Genomic DNA, 20,266 nt, shown 5'->3' with positions numbered 1-20,266 from the left:
GCAACACCTCGCGGCTTCGCAGGATGAGGGCGTACCCGAACGGCACGACCCACGAGGTTTTCATGATCGTCATCACTGCTCCCACCGGGAACATCGGGCGCCGACTGCTGCCCCTGCTCCTGGAGTCCGCCCCCGCACGCGGCGAGGAACTGCGCGTGATCGTGCGCGACCCCGCACGCCTGGCCGCCCCGGTGCGCGAGCGCGTCGAGGTGGTCACCGGCTCGCACGGCGACCCCGCGGTAGTCGACCGGGCCTTCGACGGCGCCGACGCCGTCTTCTGGCTCGTCCCGCCGGATTCCTCCCGCACCCCCGACGACGCCTACCGGCGCTTCTCCCTCCCCGCCGCCCACGCCCTCGTCGCGCACGGCGTCGGGCATGTCGTCGGCGTCTCCGCACTCGGCCGCGGCACGCCGGTCGCCGGGCGCGCCGGACTCGTCACCGCGTCCCTCGCCGTGGACGACCTCATCGGGGAGACCGGCGTCTCCTACCGGGCCCTGGCCAACCCCTCCTTCTTCGAGAACCTCCTGGAAGAGGCCGACTCCATCCGGGAGCACGGCTGCTTCACCGACGTCCTCGACGCCGACCGCAAGGCGCCCCTCGTGGCCGTCGCCGACATCGCCGCCGTGGCCGCCGGGCTGCTGCTCGACCGGTCCTGGACCGGCACCGGCAGCGTCCCGGTGCTCGGCCCGCGGGACCTGTCGCCCGCCGACCTGGCCCGCATCATGACCGAGCGGCTCGGCCGCCCCGTCCGCTACGAACGCCAGGCGTACGACGACCTGCGCTCCGCCCTGGTCGGTCACGGCCTCGACAAGGAGTTCGTGGACGGCATCGTCGACATGAAGCGGGCCAAGGACGACGGCCTCGACGCGGGCGTCACGCGCACACCGGAGACGGCCACCCCGACCACCTTCGAGGAGTGGGTCACCCAGACCCTCGGGCCCGCGGTCCTCTCCTGAACCCCCAGCACCTCCACCCCACCCCACTCCGAAACCCCACTGCGCACAGGGAGCAACCATGTCCGTAGAGACGGCCGGCACCCCGGTCACCGCGTTCATGCTCGTCAAGACCACGCCCGAGTGGCTCGCCATGACCGTCGAAGAGCGGGTGCGCGCCTTCACCACGGAGGTCGTCCCCGTCGTCGAGGCCAGGACCACCGGCGTCCGGTCACGCTTCTACGACACGGAGTTCTACTCCGCCCGCGTCACCGACGTCTGGGTCTGGGAGGCCCGCGACCACCACGCCTACCAGCTCCTCGTCGATGCCCTGCGCGAAACGCCCTTCTGGGACCGGTACTTCGAAGTCGTCGACCTCCTGGTCGGCACGGAGAACGGCTACGCCCGCACCTACGGAGTCGACGCGGTCACCACCCTGTCCACCTGAGCCGTGCTTCTCCTGCCGGATCACGTCGTCGACGACGGTGAGAAACTGACGGTGCCCACGATGCCACCGTGGCTCGACGGTCGCGTCCGACCCCCCGCTTCCCACCGGAGAACACCCATGAACCACGTCGCGGACCCCAGCCGCTACGACGGCGCCATGCACTACCGCCGCACCGGACGCTCCGGGCTCGACCTGCCCGCGCTGTCCCTGGGCTACTGGCACAACTTCGGCGACGACAAGCCGTTCGAGACCCAGCGGCGGATCGCCCTGCGCGCCTTCGACCTCGGCATCACCCACCACGACCTCGCCAACAACTACGGCCCGCCCTACGGATCCGCCGAGATCAACTTCGGCCGGATCATGCGGCAGGACCTGGCGCCGTACCGCGACGAGCTGGTGATCTCCACCAAGGCCGGGTGGGACATGTGGCCCGGCCCCTACGGCCAGGGCGGCGGCTCCCGCAAGTACGTGCTCGCCTCCCTCGACCAGTCGCTGAAGCGCATGGGTGTGGACTACGTGGACATCTTCTACTCCCACCGCCTGGACGCCTCCACCCCGCTGGAGGAGACCATGACGGCGCTGGACACGGCGGTGCGCCAGGGCAAGGCCCTCTACGTCGGCATCTCCTCCTACGACGCCGAACGCTCCCGGCAGGCCGCGGCGATCCTGCGCGACCTGGGCACGCCGCTGCTCATCCACCAGCCGTCGTACAACATGCTCAACCGGTGGATCGAGACCGAGGGCCTGCTCGACGCGGCCGCCGACGAGGGCTTCGGCGTCATCGGGTTCACCGCCCTCGCCCAGGGGCTGCTGACCGGCCGCTACCTCGAGGGCGTGCCCGAGGGGTCCCGCGCCACCCAGGGCAAGTCCTTCGCGACCGGCTGGCTCACCGAGGACACCGTCCGGCGGCTGCGCGCCCTCAACGACATCGCCGCCCGCCGGGGCCAGAGCCTCGCGCAGATGGCGCTCGCCTGGGCGCTGCGCGATCCGCGCGTCACCTCGCTGGTGATCGGCGCCTCCCGGCCCGAGCAACTGGAGGAGAACGTGGCCGCGCTCGCCAACCTCTCCTTCGGCGACGACGAACTCGCCGAGATCGACAAGTACGCCGTCGTCGACGGCGACGTCGACCTGTGGCGGCAGGCCCGGACCGGCGACCTCGGCTGAGGCGTCCCCGGCCCGGGAGGCGCTCAGCCGAGGTCGCCGGTGACGCGCAGCATCCGGGGCGGCTCGCTGGCGGGCGCGGGCAGCCGCAGGGGCTCGCGCCCGGGTGTGATGCTGCCGAGCAGCGTCGCCCGGCGCGCCCCCGTGCCCGAGGGGATGGCGCCGGGCAGGCCGTTGACGGTCAGGAAGCCCAGGAGGGCGAAGGCCAGCGCCTCCTTGGCGTCGGACGGCAGCCCGAGCGCGTCACTGGAGCAGAGGACGACCCCGGGCAGCTCCTCGGCGAGCATGCCCATCAGCACGGGGTTGTGCGCGCCGCCGCCCGACACGACGAGCCGCGTGACGCCGTGCGCGCGGCAGGCGTCGGCGACCGTCACGGCGGTGAGCCGGGCCAGGGTCGCCAGGACGTCGTCGGGTTCCGCGACCGGCGCCGCCGCGAGCGCCCGCAGCAGGTACGGCAGGTGGAACTGCTCCTTGCCGGTGCTCTTCGGAGCCGGCCTGCCGTAGTAGGGGTCGTCCAGCAGCACCCGCAGCAGCACCGGGTCCACCCGGCCCGCCCCGGCCCGCCGCCCGTCCTCGTCGTACTCGGCCGCACCGCCGGTGAAGTGCCGTACGGCGGCGTCCATCAGGGCGTTGGCGGGTCCGGTGTCGAAGGCCAGCGGTGCGGCGCCGGGGGCGACGACGGTGACGTTGGCGATCCCGCCCAGGTTGAGGGCGGCGGGGACGCCGGGCAGCGCGGCCAGGGCCAGGGCGTCGGTCATGGCCACCAGCGGCGCCCCCTGACCGCCGGCCGCGACGTCCCTGCTGCGCAGGTCGGAGACGACCGGCAGACCGGTCGCCTCGGCGATCCAGGCGGGTTGGCCGAGCTGGAGGGTGCCGCGCACGGCGCCGTCCTCCACCCAGTGGTACATCGTCTGCCCGTGCGAGACCACCAGATCGGCGGCGCCCCCGCACAGCTCGCGCACGGCCCGCCCGGCCACGTCGGCGAACGCCCGCCCGATGCCGGTGTCGAGCCGGGCGACGTCCCGGAGCGTCGCCGCCGACGGCGGCAGACTGCTCGCGATCAGGTCGCGCAGCTCGTCCGGGTAGGACGCGGAGAGATGGCCGAGCGGGCGCATCACCAGCGCCTCACCTTGTAGTTCGAGGTCGGCGGCGGCCGCCTCGATGGCGTCGTAGGACGTGCCTGACATCAGGCCGATCACACGCACGATGCACTCCTGCGAGGGGTTGGGCGGGTCGGGACGGGGTCACTTCCGGCCGGCCGTCGAGGTCAGCCGGTCGGGTCCGGCGCCCGGCTCCTCGTCGACCGCCGCGCCCTGGGCGGACTCCGGTGCCCGGTGGAACAGGCTCAGCACACCGCCGACGAACAGGGTGATCAGTACGCCGATCGGCACCAGCCACTGGGCCGCGATCGCCTGGGACACCGTGGTCCCGCCCGTGGTGACGTCGATCTTCACCCCGCGCACGATGTACGTCATCACCCCGATGGTGACCAGGAAGGCCACGATCGAGTCGACCTCGTTGGCTCGCTTGACGAGCCGCCCCAGCAGGAACGCGCCGAGCAGCGCGCCGTAGGTGTAGCCCGCGATGGTCAGACCGGTCAGGTACACGTTGCCCGTGCTCGCGCTGAACGCGCAGGCGAAGACGGCCATGAGCGTCGCCCATACCAGCGTCATCCAGCGGGCGAGCCGGAGCAGCGCCTCCTCGGAGGGTGTGGTGCGGAAGAAGCTGTGGATGATGTCGGCGACCGTCGAGTTCGACATGGAGTTCAGCGCCGAGGACAGCGAACCCATCGCGGCGCCCAGGATGCCGGCCACGAGCAGCCCCGAGACCACCACGGGCAGCCCGTGCAGGATGAAGTCGGGGTAGAGGTTGTCCGAGCTGGACAGTCCCAGCTCCGAGAAGGACTTGCCCTGGTTGTACGACCACAGCAGCGCGCCGACCAGGGAGAAGGCCGCGAACTGGATGGTGACGAAGACACCCGAGGCGATCATGGCCTTCTGGCCCTCGCGCAGCGTCCTCGTCGCCAGCACGCGCTGGACGATCAGCTGGTCGGAACCGTGTGAGGCCATGGCGAAGATGGCGCCGCCGATGATGGCCGTGGGCAGGGCGAACGGGCTGGTGAGGATGTGGGCCAGGTCGAAGTCGGTGTCGAAGAGCTGGAACTTCCCGGCGTCCAGGGCGCGTGCGTAGCCGTCACCGCCGACGTGGGCGGAGAGCACCGCCACGGCGAGGACCGCGCCGCCGAGGTAGAGGACCATCTGGATGGCGTCGGTCCAGATGACCGCCTTGATGCCGCCCAGGTAGGTGTAGACCACGGTGATCAGCGTGATCACGATGATGATCACGCGGTAGCTCGCGTGCACCCCGAACTCGTCGAGCAGCAGCTTGATGGGGATGGCGGAGGCGAACAGCCGCACACCCTCGGCCAGGAGCCGGGTGAACACGAAGGTGACCGAGGCGAGCCCTTGCAGCTTCAGTCCGAACCGGTCGCCCAGGTACTGGTAGGCGCTGACGAAGCCGCCGCGCTTGTAGAGGGGGATCAGCACGGTGGCCACGACGACGCGTCCGATGACGTAGCCCAGGGCCAGTTCGACGTTGCCGAACCCCTGGCCGCTGTAGGCGCCGCCGGGAACGCTGATCACCGTCAGCACACTGGTCTCGGTGGCGACGACGGAGAAGGAGACCGTCCACCACGGCATGTGGCCTTCACCGACGAAGTAGTCCTTCGCCGACTTCTGCCGGCCTGCCTTCCGCAGGCCGATCCAGGCGATCCCGATCAGATAGACCACGATCACCACGAGGTCGAGCTGGCGCACGCTTGCTCCTAGGCACTGGCCGGTGGGGTCGCCGGCGTGGGGAGAGGGGAACTGGCGGTCGTCCGGCGGACGCGGACGACGAGGGAGGCATGAGGGGTCGCGCGGTCCACGGCCAGCAGCCGGGCCCCGTCGAGGGGATCGCCGAGCGCGGAGGTGAGCCGCACGGGGAGCCCGGAACCGGTGAGGGCGGCGGTCAGCGGCGCCATCAGGGCCGGGCCGAGACCGGTCAGACCCCCGGTGACGGCCATCGGCAGCGGACCGCCGTCCGCGGTGATCCGGCCGGCCGCCGCGAGCGCGGTCTCGGCCAGGTCGGCGGCGGCGTCCCGGACGATCGCCGAGGCCACGGCGTCCCCCGCGTCGGCGGCGCGGGCCACCTCGGGGGCGAACGAGGCCGCCGTACGGGCGGGATTGCCGTCCCGTCCGACGGTCGCCGGCAGCCCTTCGAGGTCGCCGAAGAGGCCGGCGGCCGCGTCCAGCAGCACGGTGGCCGGGCCCCGCCCGTCGTGGGCGCGCAGGGCCGCGCGCAGTCCCGCCGTGCCGATCCGGGCGCCGCTGCCGTCGTCGCCGAGCAGGGGGCCCCACCCGTCGACACGCGCGTACGTCCCGTCGGTGCCGATACCGACCGCGACCGAGCCGGTGCCGATCGCCAGCACCACACCGGCCCGGCCGCCGAGCGCGCCGGCGTGGGCGGTGACGGCGTCGCTGGTGACGGCGGCCTCCTGGACGGGCAGGTCCGCCAGGAGGGCACCGACCAGAGAGCGGGCCGCGGCGGGGGCCGAGGCCGCTCCGGCGGCACCCACGAGGACGGACTCGGGCCGGGCACCGCCCGGTTCCCGAAGGAGCGGCTCGACGGCGGCGCGCACGGCCGCACGGGCCGCCGCCACCCCGTCGGGCGCCGCCAGACCGGGAGCACCGGCCACGGAACTGACGGCCCGTGACGAGTCGGCGCTGTTCCACAGCATGGCGCGGCAACCGGTCTTCCCGAGATCTACCGCCACTACTGAAGTCATACGGCCTGCCCTTTGCCCGAGGGACCCGGCACGCCGAGAGCCACCGGGTCGTCGGTGACCGGCGCGGATCGCCGTCCGAGTATGGGAACGCCGCCCTCCGGATGTCAATAAGTAACGTCGCGTTGCTCACCGCGTAACTTTTTGACCTCCCCGGGCCACCCCCTTACCCTGTGTGCACCACATCCAGGAGGGGCCATGGTCCGCCAGTCCTCGTCCCGCGTGCCGGAGCCGTCCGCCCAGGACGCCCCGCTCGCCGACATCCTCACGCGCGTCCGCGCGGCCCGGCCCTCCCTGGCCCCCTCCGAACGGCGGGTGGCCGACGTGGTCCTCGCCGACCCGGGGCAGGTCGCGGAGCTGTCCATCCACGCGCTGGGGGAGCGGGCGAGCACCTCGGCGGCCACCGTGATGCGGTTCTGCCGCACCATCGGCACGGGCAACTACCCCCAGCTGCGCCTGGCGCTGGCCGCCGCCGCCGCGCGGGAGCACGCGCTGGGCGGCGAACGGGCGGCGCACGGCGGCACCGACATCAGCCCGACGGACTCGCTGGACCGGATAGTCAGCAAGATCATCTACAACGAGGTCCGGGCCCTGGAGGACTCGGGCGCCGCACTCGACGTGGACGCGCTGGGCCGGGCGGTCGACGCGGTGGCCGAGGCCCGCAGGGTCGACATCTTCGGTGTGGGGGCCAGCGCGTTCGTCGGCCAGGACCTGCACCAGAAGCTGCACCGCATAGGCCGGATGGCCTTCATCTGGAGCGACCGGCACGCGGCACTCACCGCTACGGCCCTGCTGGGGCCCGGCGACGTGGCCCTGGCCGTCTCCCACTCCGGGGAGACCGAGGACACCACCGAGCCCCTCCAGGCCGCGGCCGCGCGCGGAGCCACCACCATCGCCCTGACCAACGACCCGGGCTCCACGCTCGCGACCAGCGCCGACCTGGTGCTGACGACCTGCGCGCGCGAAACGCCGTTCCGCTCCGGCGCCACCGTCAGCCGCATCGCCCAACTGGCCGTCATCGACTGCCTCTTCGTCGGGGTCGCCCAGCGCTCCTACGACGCGGCGACGACCGCCCTCGAAGAGACCTACGGAGCCGTCCAGCGCCGCAGGCGCCCCGCCCGCCGCACCGGCTGACGGGGCGTCACGACCGCACAGCTCCCACACCGCCCGTCTCCGGTTACTCGCCCTCGCGCAGGCTCGTCACCAGCTCGCGCGGCAGACCATGGGTGTCATGGAGGTAGTGGAAGTCCTCCTCTCCCAGCGGGCCCCGGAAGCGGGGCCGGGCGAGCACGTTCCGGCCGCGCTCCAGGAGCCGCCGGAACCGGCGCTCCTCCTCCACCAGCAGGCGCCGTACGAGGGCGGGGTCGGCGTCCTGGCGGAAGTGGTCCAGGGTGTGCGTGACCAACTCGTCCGGCAGGTCCCCGAGTACGCGCGAGGGGTCGTCCCGCCACAGCACGGTGAGCAGCCGTCGCACCAGGCGGCGCAGCACATAGCCCTGGCCGGTGTTGGACGGCCGGACTCCGTCGCCGACGACCACGACGGCCGACCGCAGGTGGTCGCAGACCACCCGGAACGACGGTTCGTCCAGCGGCCACAGGGCGGGCAGCAGCCGCCGCCACGGCTCGAAGACGTCGCACTCGAACACCGACGACTTGCCCTGCAGGAGCGAGGCGAGGCGCTCCAGGCCCATGCCGGTGTCGACGTTGCGCTGCGGCAGCGGCACGAGGCGGCCGTCGTCGAGCCGGCGGTGGCGCATCATCACGTGGTTCCACACCTCCACCCAGCGGTCGTCGCCGGTGGGGGTGGACCGGGGCGGGGTGTCACCGCTCCACAGGAAGATCTCCGAGTCGGGTCCGCACGGTCCGACCGGTCCGTTGGACCACCAGTTGTCCTCCACCGTCCGCTCCACGGGGACGCCGAGTTCCTGCCACAGCCGCAGTGACTCGGTGTCCGGCCCGACCTGCTCGTCACCCCCGAACACGGTGGCGTGCAGCAGGCCCGGGTCGACGCCCAGCCCCTCGGTGAGCAGCCGGTAGCCCCAGTCGAGGCTCCGCGAGCCCTCGTAGTCGCCCAGCGACCAGGTGCCGAGCATCTGGAACACCGTCAGATGGGTGGTGTCGCCGACCTCGTCCAGGTCCGTGGTGCGCAGACAGCGCTGCACGTTGACCAGCCGCCGGCCCAGCGGGTGGGGGCGGCCCTCCAGGTACGGGGTGAGCGGATGCATGCCGGCGCTGGTGAACAGCACCGGGTCGCCCGGCTCGGGCAGCAGGGTCGAGCCGGTGATCCGGCGGTGACCCCGATCCTCGTAGTACTCGACGAACGTGCGGACCAGCTGCTCGGTGTCCATGGGGTGACTCCTTCGCTTCGAGGCGGAGAGGCACCGGAGAACGGAACCGCGCGGTCCTCGCACCGAGGCGAGGGCGGCAGAACGCCGCGGGAACCACCGACGGGCCGTTTCCGGTCGCCGGTGGAAAAGGGGAAGGTCAGACGGCGGCAACCGGCGAGCTGGTCGCTCGCGCGGTCGCGAAGATGCTTCGGCCGATGACGTTCATGCCTCGAAGATAACGCTGCGGGCGCCTGCGGGCACCTGAATATGTCGCAGGCGCCCGCAGCGTCAGGAATCCACCGGAACAGGAACGTTCCCCGCCCACACGGCGGGCGTCCGGTCCGACCACGGTTGGGCCCTCTCGAGCTGTCCGGCGAGGCGGAAGAGGAGCCCTTCGTGCCCGTACCCGGCGGCGAACTGCATGCCGATCGGGAGTCCCGTTGCGGGGTCCGCCGTCAGCGGAACGGACATGGCGGGTGTGCCCGCCACGTTGAACGCCATGGTGAACGGCGAGCGGTCGTTGAGCCGGTCGATCCAGCCGAGGCCGTCGAGCGCCTCCGCGCCCTCGCCGTAGGCGCCCAGCCGCGGGGGCAGCTCCGGCAGCGTGGGGGTGAGCAGCACGTCGTGGCTGGCGAAGTACCGGGCCAGACTGCGGGCGACGCGGTTGCGGATCGTGAGCGCGGCGACGAACTGGGGGCCGCTGACCCGCTGCCCGTAGCGGTGGGCGGCCAGCGTCGCCGGCTCCAGGGACGAGGGGTCGACGGGCCGGTCGAGGGCGGCGGCCAGGTCGTCGACCGAAGCCGCCACATTCGCGGTCGACAGACGCGCGTTGGCCAGCACGAACTCCTCCCAGTCGGCACCGAGGCCGACCGTGACCTCCTCCGTGCGGTGGCCGAGGGACTCCAGCAGGCGCACGGTCCGCTCCAGCGCGTCGGCCACCGGGGCGGCGGTGCGGCGCCCACCCCAGGCCTGGGCGAGGACCCCGATGCGCAAGGAGCCCGGCGGGCGCGTGACCTCCTGCGCGTAGGGGCGGGACGGCTGCTCGGCGTAGTAGGGGTCGCCCGGCTCCGGACCGCGTATCAGGTCGAGCAGCGTCGCGCTGTCCCGCACGGTGCGGCTGACGCTGCCCTGGACGGCCAGGCCGTTGAAGCCCTCGTCGAGGGCGGGACCCAGGGAGACCCGGCCGCGCGTGGGCTTCAGCCCGAAGAGGCCGTTGTACGCGGCGGGGATGCGCAGCGAGCCCGCGGCGTCGGTGGCGTGGGCGAGGGGGACCGCACCGGCCGCGACGGCCGCGCCCGCGCCGCCGCTGGAGCCACCGGCGCCCCGCCGGGGGTCCCACGGATTGCGGGTCGGGCCGTACAGCACCGGTTCCGTGGTGATGCTGTAGGCCAGCTCCGGGGTCGCGGTGCGTCCGAAGGTCACCAGGCCCGCGCGGCGGAAGCGCCGCATCAGGAAGGAGTCGGAGCGGGCGACGTGCCCGGCCGCCAGACGGCTGCCCAGCTCGGTGCGCCGACCCGCCATCGCGACCCCGAAGTCCTTGATCAGGAAGGGTGCGCCGGCCAGCGGGGTGCTGCCGGGCGCCGGGCGGTCGTCGGCCGGCCAGGTCTCCACCACGGCGTTGATCCGCGGATCGACCCTCCGCACGGCCTCGCGCGCGGCGGCCTCCACCTCGGCGGGGGTCACCTCGCCCTCGGCCACCAGCTCCGCGAGACCCACCGCGTCGTGGCGCACGTACTCGGAAACTCTCACTGTCACTCTCCCTCGGAACGCAGGACGATACTCAACAGTCCCGAACGATACCGAGCGGTATCGAGTGGGACGGACTGGTACCGTAACAGGGAGTGCAGGGACCCATCGACCGGACGTCACGGAGCACGCATGACATCGACCGCCGCCAGGCCGGGCAGAGTGGCGAAGCTGCCGCCCCGTGAGCGCATCCTCGACGCGGCCGAGGAGCTGTTCCAGAGCGAGGGCATCCGGCGGGTGGGTGTCCAGGCGATCGCCGAGAAGGCCGAGACGACCAAGATGGCGATCTACCGGCACTTCGAGACCAAGGACGCGCTGGTCGCCGAATGGCTGCGGATCCTGGCCGCCGAGTACCAGGCGGCCTTCGACCGCGTCGAGACCGAACACCCCGGCAGGCCCCGGGAGCAGATCCTGGGCCTGGCCCGCTTCATCGCCGACGGGCTGCCCGCGCTCTCGTACCGGGGCTGCCCCTTCATCAACTCCCTGGCCGAACTGCCCGACCGCGCCCACCCCGCGCGCCAGGTGATCGAGGAGCACAAGGCCGGCCAGACCCGCAGACTGGTCCGCATGTGCGCCGAGGCGGGACTGCCCGACCCCGAGCAGGTCGCCGCCCAGATCACCTTCGTGCTCGAAGGGGCGCAGGTCAGCACGCAGAACGGCAGCATCGACCGGGCGGGGGAGCGGTTGCTGCGCATCGTCGAGGGGATCGTGGACCAGTAGCGTCACGCGAGGAACGCGTGCCCCCTCGGGGATCTCGTGCCGTCAGCCCAGGGCGTGACCGACGCCGCGGCCGTCGTCGTCGCGGTGCGGCGCCGCCGCCCAGGAGGGCAGCCAGGTGTCCTCGGGCAGCGGGGCCAGGCTCGCGAAGTGGTTGACGACCGCCCGCAGGCCCGGGTGCGGATTCTCGCGGGGGAGAATGAGCGAGAGCGGGTAGGCGAGCGTCGGGTGCGCGATCGGGATGCGGCGCAGGTCGTGGCCGGTCGGCCAGATGTACCGGTCGCGCGAGCCCACAAGGGTGGCCACGTCGTCGGAGTCGGCGAGGATGTCGAGGAGCACCTCGTTGCCGAAGTTCGGGCCCGCGGCGTCCACGCGGAGGTCGAACGCGTCGGTGAGCTGATCGTAGAAGTCCGCCCATTCGCTGCCCGGTGCGATCCCGGGCACCCAGATCCGGTGTCCGCGCAACTGGGCCGGTGTCACGGTGCGTGCGGAGGCGAGCGGGTGTCCCGGGCCGACGACGAGTTCCAGCGGGGAGTGGAACGCGTGGATCATCCGCAGCTCCCGCGGCAGGGCGGCCGGGTCGGTGACCGAGCGGAACGAGGCGTCGACGTCGCCCGCCCGCACGGCGGCCACCGCCAGCCGCGGGTCGTCGACCTTGAGCGTCACCACGTCGAGTGCGGTCTCCGGATGCGAGCGCCAGTAGTCGTGCAGGATGACGGCCTGCGCGCTCCGCAGGCCGAGGACATCGATCCGCAGCGCCCGCGAGCCCCGTCGGATCGCGGCGACGGCACGGTCGGCGTGCGCGACGACGTTCCGCGCGTGCGACAGGAAGGCCTGTCCGTCGAGGGTCAGCTCGACCCCCCGGGCGGTGCGGGTGAACAACCGGACGTCGAGGGTGCGCTCAAGGGCCGCGATCCGCTTCGAGACGGCCTGCTGCGTCACCCCCAGCTCGTCGGCCGCGTGCCGCAGTTGTCCCAGCTCGGCCGCGCGGACGAACGAGCGCACCGCCTCGGTATCCATGGGAGCGAGCATAAGGCGTCGCCCAACCGACGGTTGTGGCTCACCCCGCGCGCCCCACGTGCCGCTCCAGGCCTCCGAGGATGAGGGCCAGCCCGGCCTCGAAGAAGGCCTCGTGGTCCATCGGCGGTACGTCCAGGGGCGGGTCCAGCGGCGCGGCGGCCGTACGGTCCCCGCCGTCGCCGGGGCCGGTGTCCGCCTGCTCCTCCAGGACGCTGCCGACGGTGAAGCGGCCCGCGGCCAGCATCGCCGTCCGCGCATGCTCCTCCGGTACGCCCGCCGCGGTCAGGAACGCCATCTTGTGGGCGATCCGGCCGAGGTCGGCCCCGCGGGGGCTGCTCCCGGCGTGGAGTCGTGCGCCGTCGCGGCGCAGCAGCAGGGTGCGCCGGAAGCTGCGCGTGTTCTCCAGAAACCAGTCCCGCCAGTCGTCGGCGGGCGTCGGCAGGGGAGCCGTCGCGTGCGGCGCCATCGCGGCCTCGCTCATGGCGCCGAGCAGCTCCTTCTTGTTCCGGAAGTGGTAGTAGAGCGACGGCTGCTCGACACCCAGACGTCTGGCCAACTGCCTCGTGCTGACGGCGTCCAGACCGACCTCGTCCAGCAGGTCGAGCGCCTCGGTCAGGACCGTCTCCCGGTTCATCTTCGCCACATTGACAATCTATCGGTGATAGATGACTCTGCAAAGCGTACCTATCACCGATAGAAAAAGAGGTACGGCATGACGGACCGAGCACCGGCGCCGGGCAACGGCCGCCTGAAGGTCCTCATCTGCGGCGGTGGGATCGCCGGTGAGGCGCTGGCCCACTGGCTGGCCCGTGGCGGCCACCGGGTGACCGTCGTCGAACGCTTCCCCGCGCTGCGGGCCACGGGCGCGCAGGTGGACCTCCGCGGGCAGGGCATCGACGCCGTCGAGCGCATGGGGCTCCTGGACGCCGTCAGGAGCAGGCTCGTGGACGAGGCGGGGGTCGCCTTCGTGGACCGTCGGGGCAGGAAACGGGGGACGATCATGGCCAACACCTCCGGCCGGGGCCGGCAGACCCTGACGTCCGAGTACGAGATCATGCGCGGGGACCTGGTCCGCATCCTGCACGACGCGACGCGCAAGGACGTGGACCACGTGTTCGGCACGAGTGTGGAGCGCTTCGAGCAGGACGAGAGGCGGGTCGTCGCCCACTTCTCCGACGGCTCGTCCGAGGCGTTCGACCTGCTCGTCGGCGCGGACGGGCAGGGCTCGCGCATCCGCCGGGCGGTCCTGCCGCCCGGCACCCCCGACCCGTACTGGCGCACGGGGATGCACATGGCCCACTGGTTCGTCCCGCGCACCGCCTCGGACAGCGGCATCCGGGACACGTACCTCGCGCCCGGCGGCCGGATGATCATGCGCAGGAGTCACAACCCGACCGAGACCCAGGTCTACTTCGTGCTGCGGGAGCGCTCCGCGCAGGCCTCGGCCGTCCACCGGGAACCGGTCGAACGCCAGAAACAGTTCTGGACCGACAGGTTCCGCGACGCGGGATGGCAGACCGCGCGGTTCCTCGAAGGCATGCGGGGGACGGAGAGCCTCTACTCCCAGGAGGTCGTGCAGGTGCGCACGGACACCTGGTCCCGGGGGCGTGTGGTCCTGGTCGGCGACGCGGCACACTGCGCGTCCCCCTACAGCGGCATGGGCACCTCCGGCGGCCTGGTCGGCGCCTACGTCCTGGCCGGCGAACTCAACCGGCACGGCCACGACCTGCCCACCGCCCTGGCCCGCTACGACCGCGTACTGCGGCCCTTCGTGGACGAGATCCAGGCCGAGGTGAAACCGCACCTGCTGCGCCTGGGCATGCCCGGGAGCCCACGGGCCGTCGACGCCTTCCACGCGGTCACGGCACTGGCCTGCCGCCTGCGCGTCCCCGAATTCGTCGCCCGTCACGCGAAGGAGGACCGCGGCGGCGCCTGGCGACTCCCGGACATGCCGGTGAGCCGTCACCAGGACGTGCCATAACCTCGACCGTGGATACGTCAGTTGCCACGTGTGGCCACACCGAGGAGGCGGCGGTGCTCAAAAGGGGCGGTTCGCGATTGCTCGTCTGCGCCGTGGCGCTGGCCTGCCTGGCGCTGGTGGGTCCCAGCGGCCCCGGCGGCGCCCTGTCGGGCAGGTCGCTGCCCGTGGAAGCCGTCAAGGACGTCGTACCGAACCGGGTCATGACGTGGAACCTGTGCAACCCCTGCGACGCGAGCAACCTCGACCGGGCCGCGGAGATAGCCGCGCACGCGCCCCAGGTCGTCGGCATGCAGGAGGCGTGCGCCCGCGACGTCGACCGGATCCGGGACTACCTGGAGGCCTTCCACGGGCTGGTCTACCACGTCGAGTACGGGACGGTCCTGGAGAACTGGGGCCGCTGCGGGGGAGCGCCGTGGAACCCGGGGGGCTTCGGCCAGGCCATCCTGTCGGCGGCCCCGATGACGGACCGGGTCAACGCCGAATACCCCGACGGCGGGTCCGAGGACCGCGGATATCTCGCCGTCACCACCGAGGTGGGCGGCCGCACCGTCCGGGTCTTCAACACGCACCTCGCCCAGCGGCGCCAGGAGGAGTTCAGGAAGGACCAGGTCCGCGTCCTCGCCACCGAAGTCGCCCGGCAGGACCGGGCCATAGTCCTCGGCGACTTCAACGCCGTGCCGGACGCCCCCGAACTCGACCCGATGTGGGCGCTGGCCACGGACACCGACCCGCAGTGCCATCCCTCGCCCGTCGGCACCTGCGAGCCGACCACGGACTGGCAGAGCAAGTTCGACTACGTCTTCCTGCGCGGCATCGCCCCCGTCGAGCACCGGGTGGTCCACTCCGAGCACTCGGACCACGACATGCTGTACAGCGACCTGGACGTGACCTGAACCGCCGTCACCTGATGCGGTGGCTCTCCCAGAAGGGGCCGAGGTCCACGTCGGTCATGGACTGGGCGGCCCGCTTGAAGTCCTCGGTGGTGGAGACGCCGTACCAGTGGTCCCGCGCGTAGCGTGCGAGGAGCCGCGCCATGGTGTCGGAGCCGAGGGTGCGTTCCAGGTCGGCCAGGGCGCACGGTCCGGCCGAGTAGACCAGGTGGTACGCGTCGCGGTGCCGCGACCAGTACTCCATGGAGGCGGTCAGTACGGTGCCGTCGTCGGGCCAGTAGACGTCCGCCCAGCAGTCGCGGGTCTCCAGGCCGTAGAAGCGGAAGTTGGCGTACTGGGCGAAGCTCTCGTCCAGCCACGGCGAGGCGTACTCGTCGTTGCCGACGATGCCGTACCACCACTGGTGCGCCAGCTCGTGGACGACGGCGCTGCCCTCCTGCGTGGTGCCCAGCAGGACGAGACCCGGGTACTCCATGCCGCCGCCGAACCCGGCGGTCATCACCAGATCGATCTCGCCGTAGGGATAGCGGCCGAACTCCCGGCCGAACCGGTCGACGGCGGCGACGGCTTCCGCGCGGTTGAGGCGGACGCCCGCGGCGGGGGTGCCGGGCGCCCAGTACGACCTGACGCGCACGCCCCCGGGCGTGGTCTCCGCCGCGGTGCGGAACGGTCCCGCGGCCCACGCGAAGTCCCGCACGCGCTCCGCGACGCTGACGGTCACCGCGCGGCCCGGGCCCGCCGGGCGGGTCCCGGTGCGGCCCGTCGCCGGTACCTCCAGGTCCGACGGGTGGTCGAGACGGACCCGGAAGTCACCGGTGAGGGCGTAGAAGCTCTCGCCGACGGCCACGTACGGGTCGAGGTGCCACCCCTTCGCGTCGTGCACGGCGAGCACCGGCAGCGCGTTGCCGAGGAAGCGGAAGGCGCCCTCGCGGCCGAAGCGGGCATTGCGCTCGGGCACCGTGATCGAGACGTCGAAGGCGACGGACGCCCGCTCGCCGTGCGCGAGGGGCCTCGGCAGGGCGATGCGCAGAGCCGTGCAGTTCACCGCGAGCGGTCCCGCCGTGCCACCGCGCACCCCGGACACGACCACGGGGGAGTGCACACCCGGCGCACCGGCCCCGCCGCAGCCGTCCTCGCCGTTGCCCCACAGACGCAGGTACACCTCGTGCAACGGCCGGTCGGACGCGTTGCGGAACGACACCCGCTGCCGTCCCGTCCAGCGGCTGCCGTCGGCGTCGGAGCGGAGGTCCACGTCGTAGCGGGCCCGGTCGGGCGTCGCCGCGGTCCCCGACCCACCGGTCCCGGCCGCCCCGACGGCATCGGGCACCAGGACACCGACCGCCAGGAGCAGCACGAGCAACCCCACGAACAGCCGACGACGGAACCCGCGCGACCACGGACCGGACGGTGACATGCCAAGCGGTGACATGACAGCGGATACTGCCACAACTCGCCGATGATCGGACCGACTTGCTCCCATTCCGGTCCAGCCGGGCCGCGCGGGACGGCGCGCCGAGGGGACGCATAATCGGTTGCCCCCGGCGTCGGTGGCGGCTGCAATGTCGGGCATGATCACCGAGGTGGGTCCGACAGGGCGGGGCGAGATGGACGCGTGTGTGCGGATCGGCGCTCTCGCGCCGCTGACCCGGCCGGGCTGGGACGAGGCGGGCCGGCACCTGCTCGCCGGGATGGAACTGGCCGTACGCGAAGTCAATGACGCCGGCGGCATCGCGGGCAGACCACTCGAGCTGGTGGTCCGGGACACGGCGGCCGATCCGCACCGGGCCGCGGCGGCCGTGGACGAGCTGGCCCGGCTGGGCGTGGCCGCCCTGGCGGGGGAGTACCACAGCGTCGTCGCGCGCGCCGCTGCCACCAGGGCCGATGCTCTCGGTCTGCCCTTCCTGTGCTCCTCGGCCGTGCTCGACGCGCTCACCGAACAGCCGACGCCCTGGGTCGCGCGGCTCGCCCCGGCGCAGTCCCACGGCTGGCGGATCTACGCGGACTTCCTCCTCGCCGCGGGCCACCGTCGTATCGCCGTGGCCGCCCAGCCGAGCGTCTACTGGGCGTCCGGCGTCCGTATCCTGCGCGACCACCTCGGGCCACGCGGCGGCACCGTCATCGAGGTCGACATGCGCGAGTCGACCCCCGCGTCGGTGTGCGACGCGCTCGTCGAGGGCCACGCGACCGCCCTGCTCCTGCTGGTCGGCCACCCCGAGCCGGCCGTGTCCGTCGTCCGGTCCGTCCGCGGTGACCCGCGCCTGGCCGAGATCCTGATCGGTGCTCCGGCCGGGCAACCGGAGTTCGCCGCGTGGGCGGCGTCGCTGGGTGACGAAGGCGCCGGGGTGCCGTTCCTGCGCTACCTGCCCGAGCGCCTCGGCCCCCTCGGCACCCGCGTCGGGACGGCCCTGCGCGAGCGGCTGGCCGAAGCGCCGTCCTTCGTCGCCTTCGAGGGCTACGACACGGTGGCGGTCCTGGCCGAGGTGCTGCGGTCGCACGGCACCGACCGGGCGAGGATCGCCGGATCCTGGGCGCGCGTCTCGGTCGAGGGCACCCGCGGACGGATCCGCTTCTCCCGCACGCCGGACAGCGGCGTCCGGCAATGGGCCTGGGCGCCGGTCCAGGTCGTCGACCGGGACCCGGCGCGCCCCGGTCGGTTCCGTGTGCTGCGTTCGGTCGACGCGTCGACACCCTGACGCGCGCGTGGTCTCCGTAGGAACCAGGCCGCGTAGCGGCGTGGGTGCGGCTCGCCCACGTACGGGCCGGTGTGCATGCGGCCCGCCGACCCGGGTAACCCTCCCGTGCGAGGCGTGACGCGAGAGTCCCAAGAGCAAGGAGTGTCGGAACGTGATTCGAAAGCTGCAGGCGGTCGCGCTGGACTGTGCCGATCCGGTACGGCTCGCGGAGTTCTACGCGGAACTGCTGGGCGGACGGGTGGTCGCGGACCCGGACGATTCCGGCTGGATCGAGGTGCACGGCTTCGAGGGAACGCCGCTGGCCTGCCAGCGGGTGGACGGCTACCGGGCGCCCGAATGGCCCGGCCAGGACCGTCCGCAGCAGCTCCACCTGGACTTCGACGTCGACGACCTCGAAGGCGAGGAGAAGCGGGCGCTCGCGCTCGGCGCGACAGTCCTGGAGCGGACGGACCAGCTCCGCCCGGGCGCCAACTGGCGGGTCTACGCGGACCCGGCCGGCCATCCGTTCTGCCTCTGCCTCCACTGAGCCCACCGGGCGCTCGCACCCACCCGCCCACCACAGGCGCATCGACGCCCGTCTCCTCGTCCCGTCAGCCCCGTCAGCCCCGTCAGCCCGTCTCGGCCGCCGCGGCCAGGACCCGGGCCAGCTCGGCGGGCCGGGAGATCATGGGCCAGTGGCCCGAGTCGATGTCCACGAAGTCGACCCGCTCGGCCCGGGCGAGTTCCGGAACATCGCCCCCGTCGATCCACTTCCGCGCCTGCGCGGGCGTGAACTCGGGGCACACCACCACGACCGGCACGGCGAACCGGCGCTCGTCGGTCAGCCGCACCACACCCCTGGCCACGCCTTCGGGCACCGGAATCGCGGCCGACGCCAGCTCACGCCTGGCCGCCTCGTCGAGATCGGCGGCATCGGGCCCCGCGAAGGGCTCCCAGCCGGGAAAGGGCATCGCCCCGTCCCTGACCTCGAAGAAGTCGGCGTACGGCCGGCCGTCCGGGGTCGGGATGCCGCCGATGAGTACGACCTTGGCCAGCCGCTCCGGCCGCCGGTCGGCGGCCAGCCAGGCCAGTGCACAGGCCGCGGAATGCCCCACCACCATGGGCTTGCCGGGCGCGGCGTCCACCGCGGCCAGCACGGCCGCGACCTGGTCGTCGAGCGTGGCGGTCGCCGCGCCGTCCCCCTGCCCCGGGAGGGTGAGCGCCACCGGGCGGTGGCCGAGCGACTCCAGCGTGGTCGCGACCCGGTCCCACACGGACCCGTCCAGCCACAGGCCGCCGATGAGCAGAATGTCCATGATCGGTTCCCTTCGTTGCCTGGTCTCACCGTAGGAGGAGATCCGGACGTTCCACTGCCGGTATGTTCACCGAGAACCCTCGTGGCGTCCGCCGCGCGGGATTAACCTGCTCCGGTGCCCAACGACCCGAGCCCGACCGCGCGAGCCCTGCGCGCCCTGGAGATCCTCCGCACCCGCCCCACCACGACGGCCGACGAACTCGCCGACCGTCTCGGCGTGACGGAGCGAGCGGCACGCCGGTACGTGGGGATCCTCAGGGAAGCGGGCATCCCGGTGGAGTCGGCCCGGGGACCGCACGGCGGATACCGGCTGGGCCGCGGGACGAGACTGCCGCCCGTGCACTTCACGCAGGCCGAGGCCCTCGGGCTCGTCATGGCGGCGCTCAGCGGCCGGCCCGCCGTGACCGACGCCGACGACCTGGTGGGGGCCGCCCTGGGCAAGGTCGTCAAGGCGCTGCCGGAGAGCGTCGGGCGGCAGGCGGCGCTGCTGCGGGAGTACGCGTCCGCCGCCCCCGACCCGTACGCGGCCCACCCGGACCCCGCCGTCACCAGCTCCCTCGTCGAGGCCGTCGCCCACCGGCGCCGCGTACTGCTCACCTACCGCAGCGAGTCCGGCAACACATGGGAGGAGGAGGCGGACCCCTGGTCTCTCGTGGTCCGCCACGGGCGCTGGTACCTGCTGTGCCACTCGCACCGCGTGGACGCCGTCCGCACCTACCGGGTGGACCGGATCGGCGGGGTCCGGAGCACCGCGCAGGGCTTCGACCCGCCCGTCGGCTTCGACCCGGTGGCGGTGCTGGAGGAGAACCTGGGCACCGGATGGCAGTTCGCCACCCGCGTGGTCTTCGACGCCCCGCCGGCCGAGGTCGCCCCCTGGATCCGCCCGCCCATGGGCCGGCTCGAACCCCTCGGAGACGGCTGCGTCCTGATCGGCAGCACCCGCAACCCGGACATGTACGCGCAGGAATGGCTCGCGAGGGTGCCGCTCGCCTTCCGTATCGACGGCGGAGCGGAACTGCGGGCCGCGGCCGCCGCACTCGCGGCGCGCTTCAACGCCGCGGTGCCGGACCACCGGCCCGGCTCCCGGCCGCCGACGGGCTGAAGGCGCTTCCCGGTCGCCGGGCCGGACGGGGGCTGAACCGCTGGTTGCCCACTGTTGAACCTTCCCGATCGAGGCCAAGTCGGGCGACGACGGCGGAACTCCGGGACGCGGCGCGCTGATCTTGTCAGGCGCA

19 protein-coding genes are annotated in these 20,266 nt (G+C 72.8%); 10 read left to right on the top strand and 9 right to left on the bottom strand.

From position 1 onward, the window contains the following. The first annotated feature begins 62 nt into the window (after positions 1-62). The 3 genes from ACGH52_RS03265 to mgrA all read left to right on the top strand — a co-directional run bounded on the left by ACGH52_RS03265 (position 63) and on the right by mgrA (position 2,544). Positions 63-956, top strand: coding sequence for an NAD(P)H-binding protein (locus ACGH52_RS03265; RefSeq protein WP_210975714.1), 894 nt, complete (start codon positions 63-65; stop codon positions 954-956). Positions 957-1,014: 58 nt separating this feature from the next. Next, a complete protein-coding gene (locus ACGH52_RS03260; protein ID WP_399937433.1) occupies positions 1,015-1,380 on the top strand; it encodes a darcynin family protein in 366 nt (121 codons plus the stop codon). Positions 1,381-1,497: 117 nt separating this feature from the next. After that, complete coding sequence (mgrA, locus tag ACGH52_RS03255) at positions 1,498-2,544, top strand: L-glyceraldehyde 3-phosphate reductase (protein WP_121704554.1); 1,047 nt, start codon at positions 1,498-1,500, stop codon at positions 2,542-2,544. A gap of 23 nt (positions 2,545-2,567) precedes the next feature. Here the strand turns inward: mgrA and ACGH52_RS03250 are convergent, their stop codons facing one another. Genes ACGH52_RS03250 through ACGH52_RS03240 form a run of 3 tightly spaced genes read right to left on the bottom strand, consistent with a single transcriptional unit; the run spans position 2,568 to position 6,367 of the window. Further along, positions 2,568-3,746 carry an anhydro-N-acetylmuramic acid kinase gene (locus ACGH52_RS03250; protein ID WP_399937430.1) on the bottom strand — a complete coding sequence of 393 codons (1,179 nt, stop codon included), beginning with the start codon at positions 3,744-3,746 and terminating at the stop codon, positions 2,568-2,570. 39 nt (positions 3,747-3,785) lie between these two features. Then, positions 3,786-5,357 (bottom strand): sodium:solute symporter, encoded by a 1,572-nt coding sequence (locus ACGH52_RS03245; protein ID WP_210975717.1) that lies wholly within the window; start codon positions 5,355-5,357, stop codon positions 3,786-3,788. A gap of 8 nt (positions 5,358-5,365) precedes the next feature. Beyond that, positions 5,366-6,367, bottom strand: coding sequence for an N-acetylglucosamine kinase (locus ACGH52_RS03240; RefSeq protein WP_059298745.1), 1,002 nt, complete (start codon positions 6,365-6,367; stop codon positions 5,366-5,368). A gap of 195 nt (positions 6,368-6,562) precedes the next feature. Here ACGH52_RS03240 and ACGH52_RS03235 point away from each other — a divergent pair, with 195 nt between their 5' ends. Further along, the gene (locus tag ACGH52_RS03235; RefSeq protein ID WP_059298744.1) at positions 6,563-7,498 is read left to right on the top strand and encodes a MurR/RpiR family transcriptional regulator; all 936 of its coding nucleotides are present in this window, start codon (positions 6,563-6,565) and stop codon (positions 7,496-7,498) included. Positions 7,499-7,541: 43 nt separating this feature from the next. Here ACGH52_RS03235 and ACGH52_RS03230 read toward each other — a convergent pair whose 3' ends face one another. Together ACGH52_RS03230 and ACGH52_RS03225 are read right to left on the bottom strand one after the other, a co-directional pair. Beyond that, positions 7,542-8,711: an alanine--tRNA ligase-related protein gene (locus ACGH52_RS03230; protein WP_399937426.1), complete on the bottom strand. Its 1,170-nt coding sequence runs from the start codon at positions 8,709-8,711 to the stop codon at positions 7,542-7,544. Between the two features lie 267 nt (positions 8,712-8,978). Beyond that, a complete protein-coding gene (locus tag ACGH52_RS03225; protein WP_121704559.1) occupies positions 8,979-10,439 on the bottom strand; it encodes an amidase in 1,461 nt (486 codons plus the stop codon). 129 nt (positions 10,440-10,568) lie between these two features. Between ACGH52_RS03225 and ACGH52_RS03220 the strand changes: the two genes are divergently transcribed. Next, positions 10,569-11,156, top strand: coding sequence for a TetR/AcrR family transcriptional regulator (locus ACGH52_RS03220; RefSeq protein WP_076977790.1), 588 nt, complete (start codon positions 10,569-10,571; stop codon positions 11,154-11,156). 42 nt (positions 11,157-11,198) lie between these two features. Here ACGH52_RS03220 and ACGH52_RS03215 read toward each other — a convergent pair whose 3' ends face one another. Together ACGH52_RS03215 and ACGH52_RS03210 are read right to left on the bottom strand one after the other, a co-directional pair. Further along, positions 11,199-12,173 (bottom strand): LysR family transcriptional regulator, encoded by a 975-nt coding sequence (locus ACGH52_RS03215; RefSeq protein ID WP_193777906.1) that lies wholly within the window; start codon positions 12,171-12,173, stop codon positions 11,199-11,201. A 40-nt stretch (positions 12,174-12,213) separates the two neighbouring features. Further along, positions 12,214-12,807 (bottom strand): TetR/AcrR family transcriptional regulator C-terminal domain-containing protein, encoded by a 594-nt coding sequence (locus tag ACGH52_RS03210; protein ID WP_076977792.1) that lies wholly within the window; start codon positions 12,805-12,807, stop codon positions 12,214-12,216. 78 nt (positions 12,808-12,885) lie between these two features. Between ACGH52_RS03210 and ACGH52_RS03205 the strand changes: the two genes are divergently transcribed. Continuing rightward, positions 12,886-14,154 carry an FAD-dependent monooxygenase gene (locus ACGH52_RS03205; protein ID WP_399937422.1) on the top strand — a complete coding sequence of 423 codons (1,269 nt, stop codon included), beginning with the start codon at positions 12,886-12,888 and terminating at the stop codon, positions 14,152-14,154. 8 nt (positions 14,155-14,162) lie between these two features. Further along, positions 14,163-15,047 (top strand): endonuclease/exonuclease/phosphatase family protein, encoded by an 885-nt coding sequence (locus tag ACGH52_RS03200; RefSeq protein WP_121704563.1) that lies wholly within the window; start codon positions 14,163-14,165, stop codon positions 15,045-15,047. A gap of 7 nt (positions 15,048-15,054) precedes the next feature. Here ACGH52_RS03200 and ACGH52_RS03195 read toward each other — a convergent pair whose 3' ends face one another. Beyond that, complete coding sequence (locus ACGH52_RS03195; RefSeq protein ID WP_399937417.1) at positions 15,055-16,473, bottom strand: M1 family metallopeptidase; 1,419 nt, start codon at positions 16,471-16,473, stop codon at positions 15,055-15,057. Between the two features lie 130 nt (positions 16,474-16,603). On the opposite strand from ACGH52_RS03195, the gene ACGH52_RS03190 reads away from it, so the two are divergent. Together ACGH52_RS03190 and ACGH52_RS03185 are read left to right on the top strand one after the other, a co-directional pair. After that, the gene (locus tag ACGH52_RS03190; RefSeq protein ID WP_076977796.1) at positions 16,604-17,737 is read left to right on the top strand and encodes an ABC transporter substrate-binding protein; all 1,134 of its coding nucleotides are present in this window, start codon (positions 16,604-16,606) and stop codon (positions 17,735-17,737) included. Positions 17,738-17,888: 151 nt separating this feature from the next. Next, a complete protein-coding gene (locus tag ACGH52_RS03185; RefSeq protein WP_121704566.1) occupies positions 17,889-18,263 on the top strand; it encodes a VOC family protein in 375 nt (124 codons plus the stop codon). Positions 18,264-18,345: 82 nt separating this feature from the next. Here the strand turns inward: ACGH52_RS03185 and ACGH52_RS03180 are convergent, their stop codons facing one another. Then, positions 18,346-19,032 (bottom strand): alpha/beta fold hydrolase, encoded by a 687-nt coding sequence (locus tag ACGH52_RS03180; protein ID WP_121704567.1) that lies wholly within the window; start codon positions 19,030-19,032, stop codon positions 18,346-18,348. A 114-nt stretch (positions 19,033-19,146) separates the two neighbouring features. Here ACGH52_RS03180 and ACGH52_RS03175 point away from each other — a divergent pair, with 114 nt between their 5' ends. Continuing rightward, positions 19,147-20,133 (top strand): YafY family protein, encoded by a 987-nt coding sequence (locus tag ACGH52_RS03175; protein ID WP_210975722.1) that lies wholly within the window; start codon positions 19,147-19,149, stop codon positions 20,131-20,133. Positions 20,134-20,266 lie beyond the last annotated feature (133 nt).

The organism is Streptomyces sp. BBFR25, assembly GCF_044590125.1.
In the GTDB taxonomy this organism is placed as follows: Bacteria; Actinomycetota; Actinomycetes; order Streptomycetales; family Streptomycetaceae; genus Streptomyces; species Streptomyces canus_D.
The sequence above is the reverse complement of the archived record's forward strand: the minus strand, read 5'-3'. Positions and strand labels throughout refer to the sequence as shown.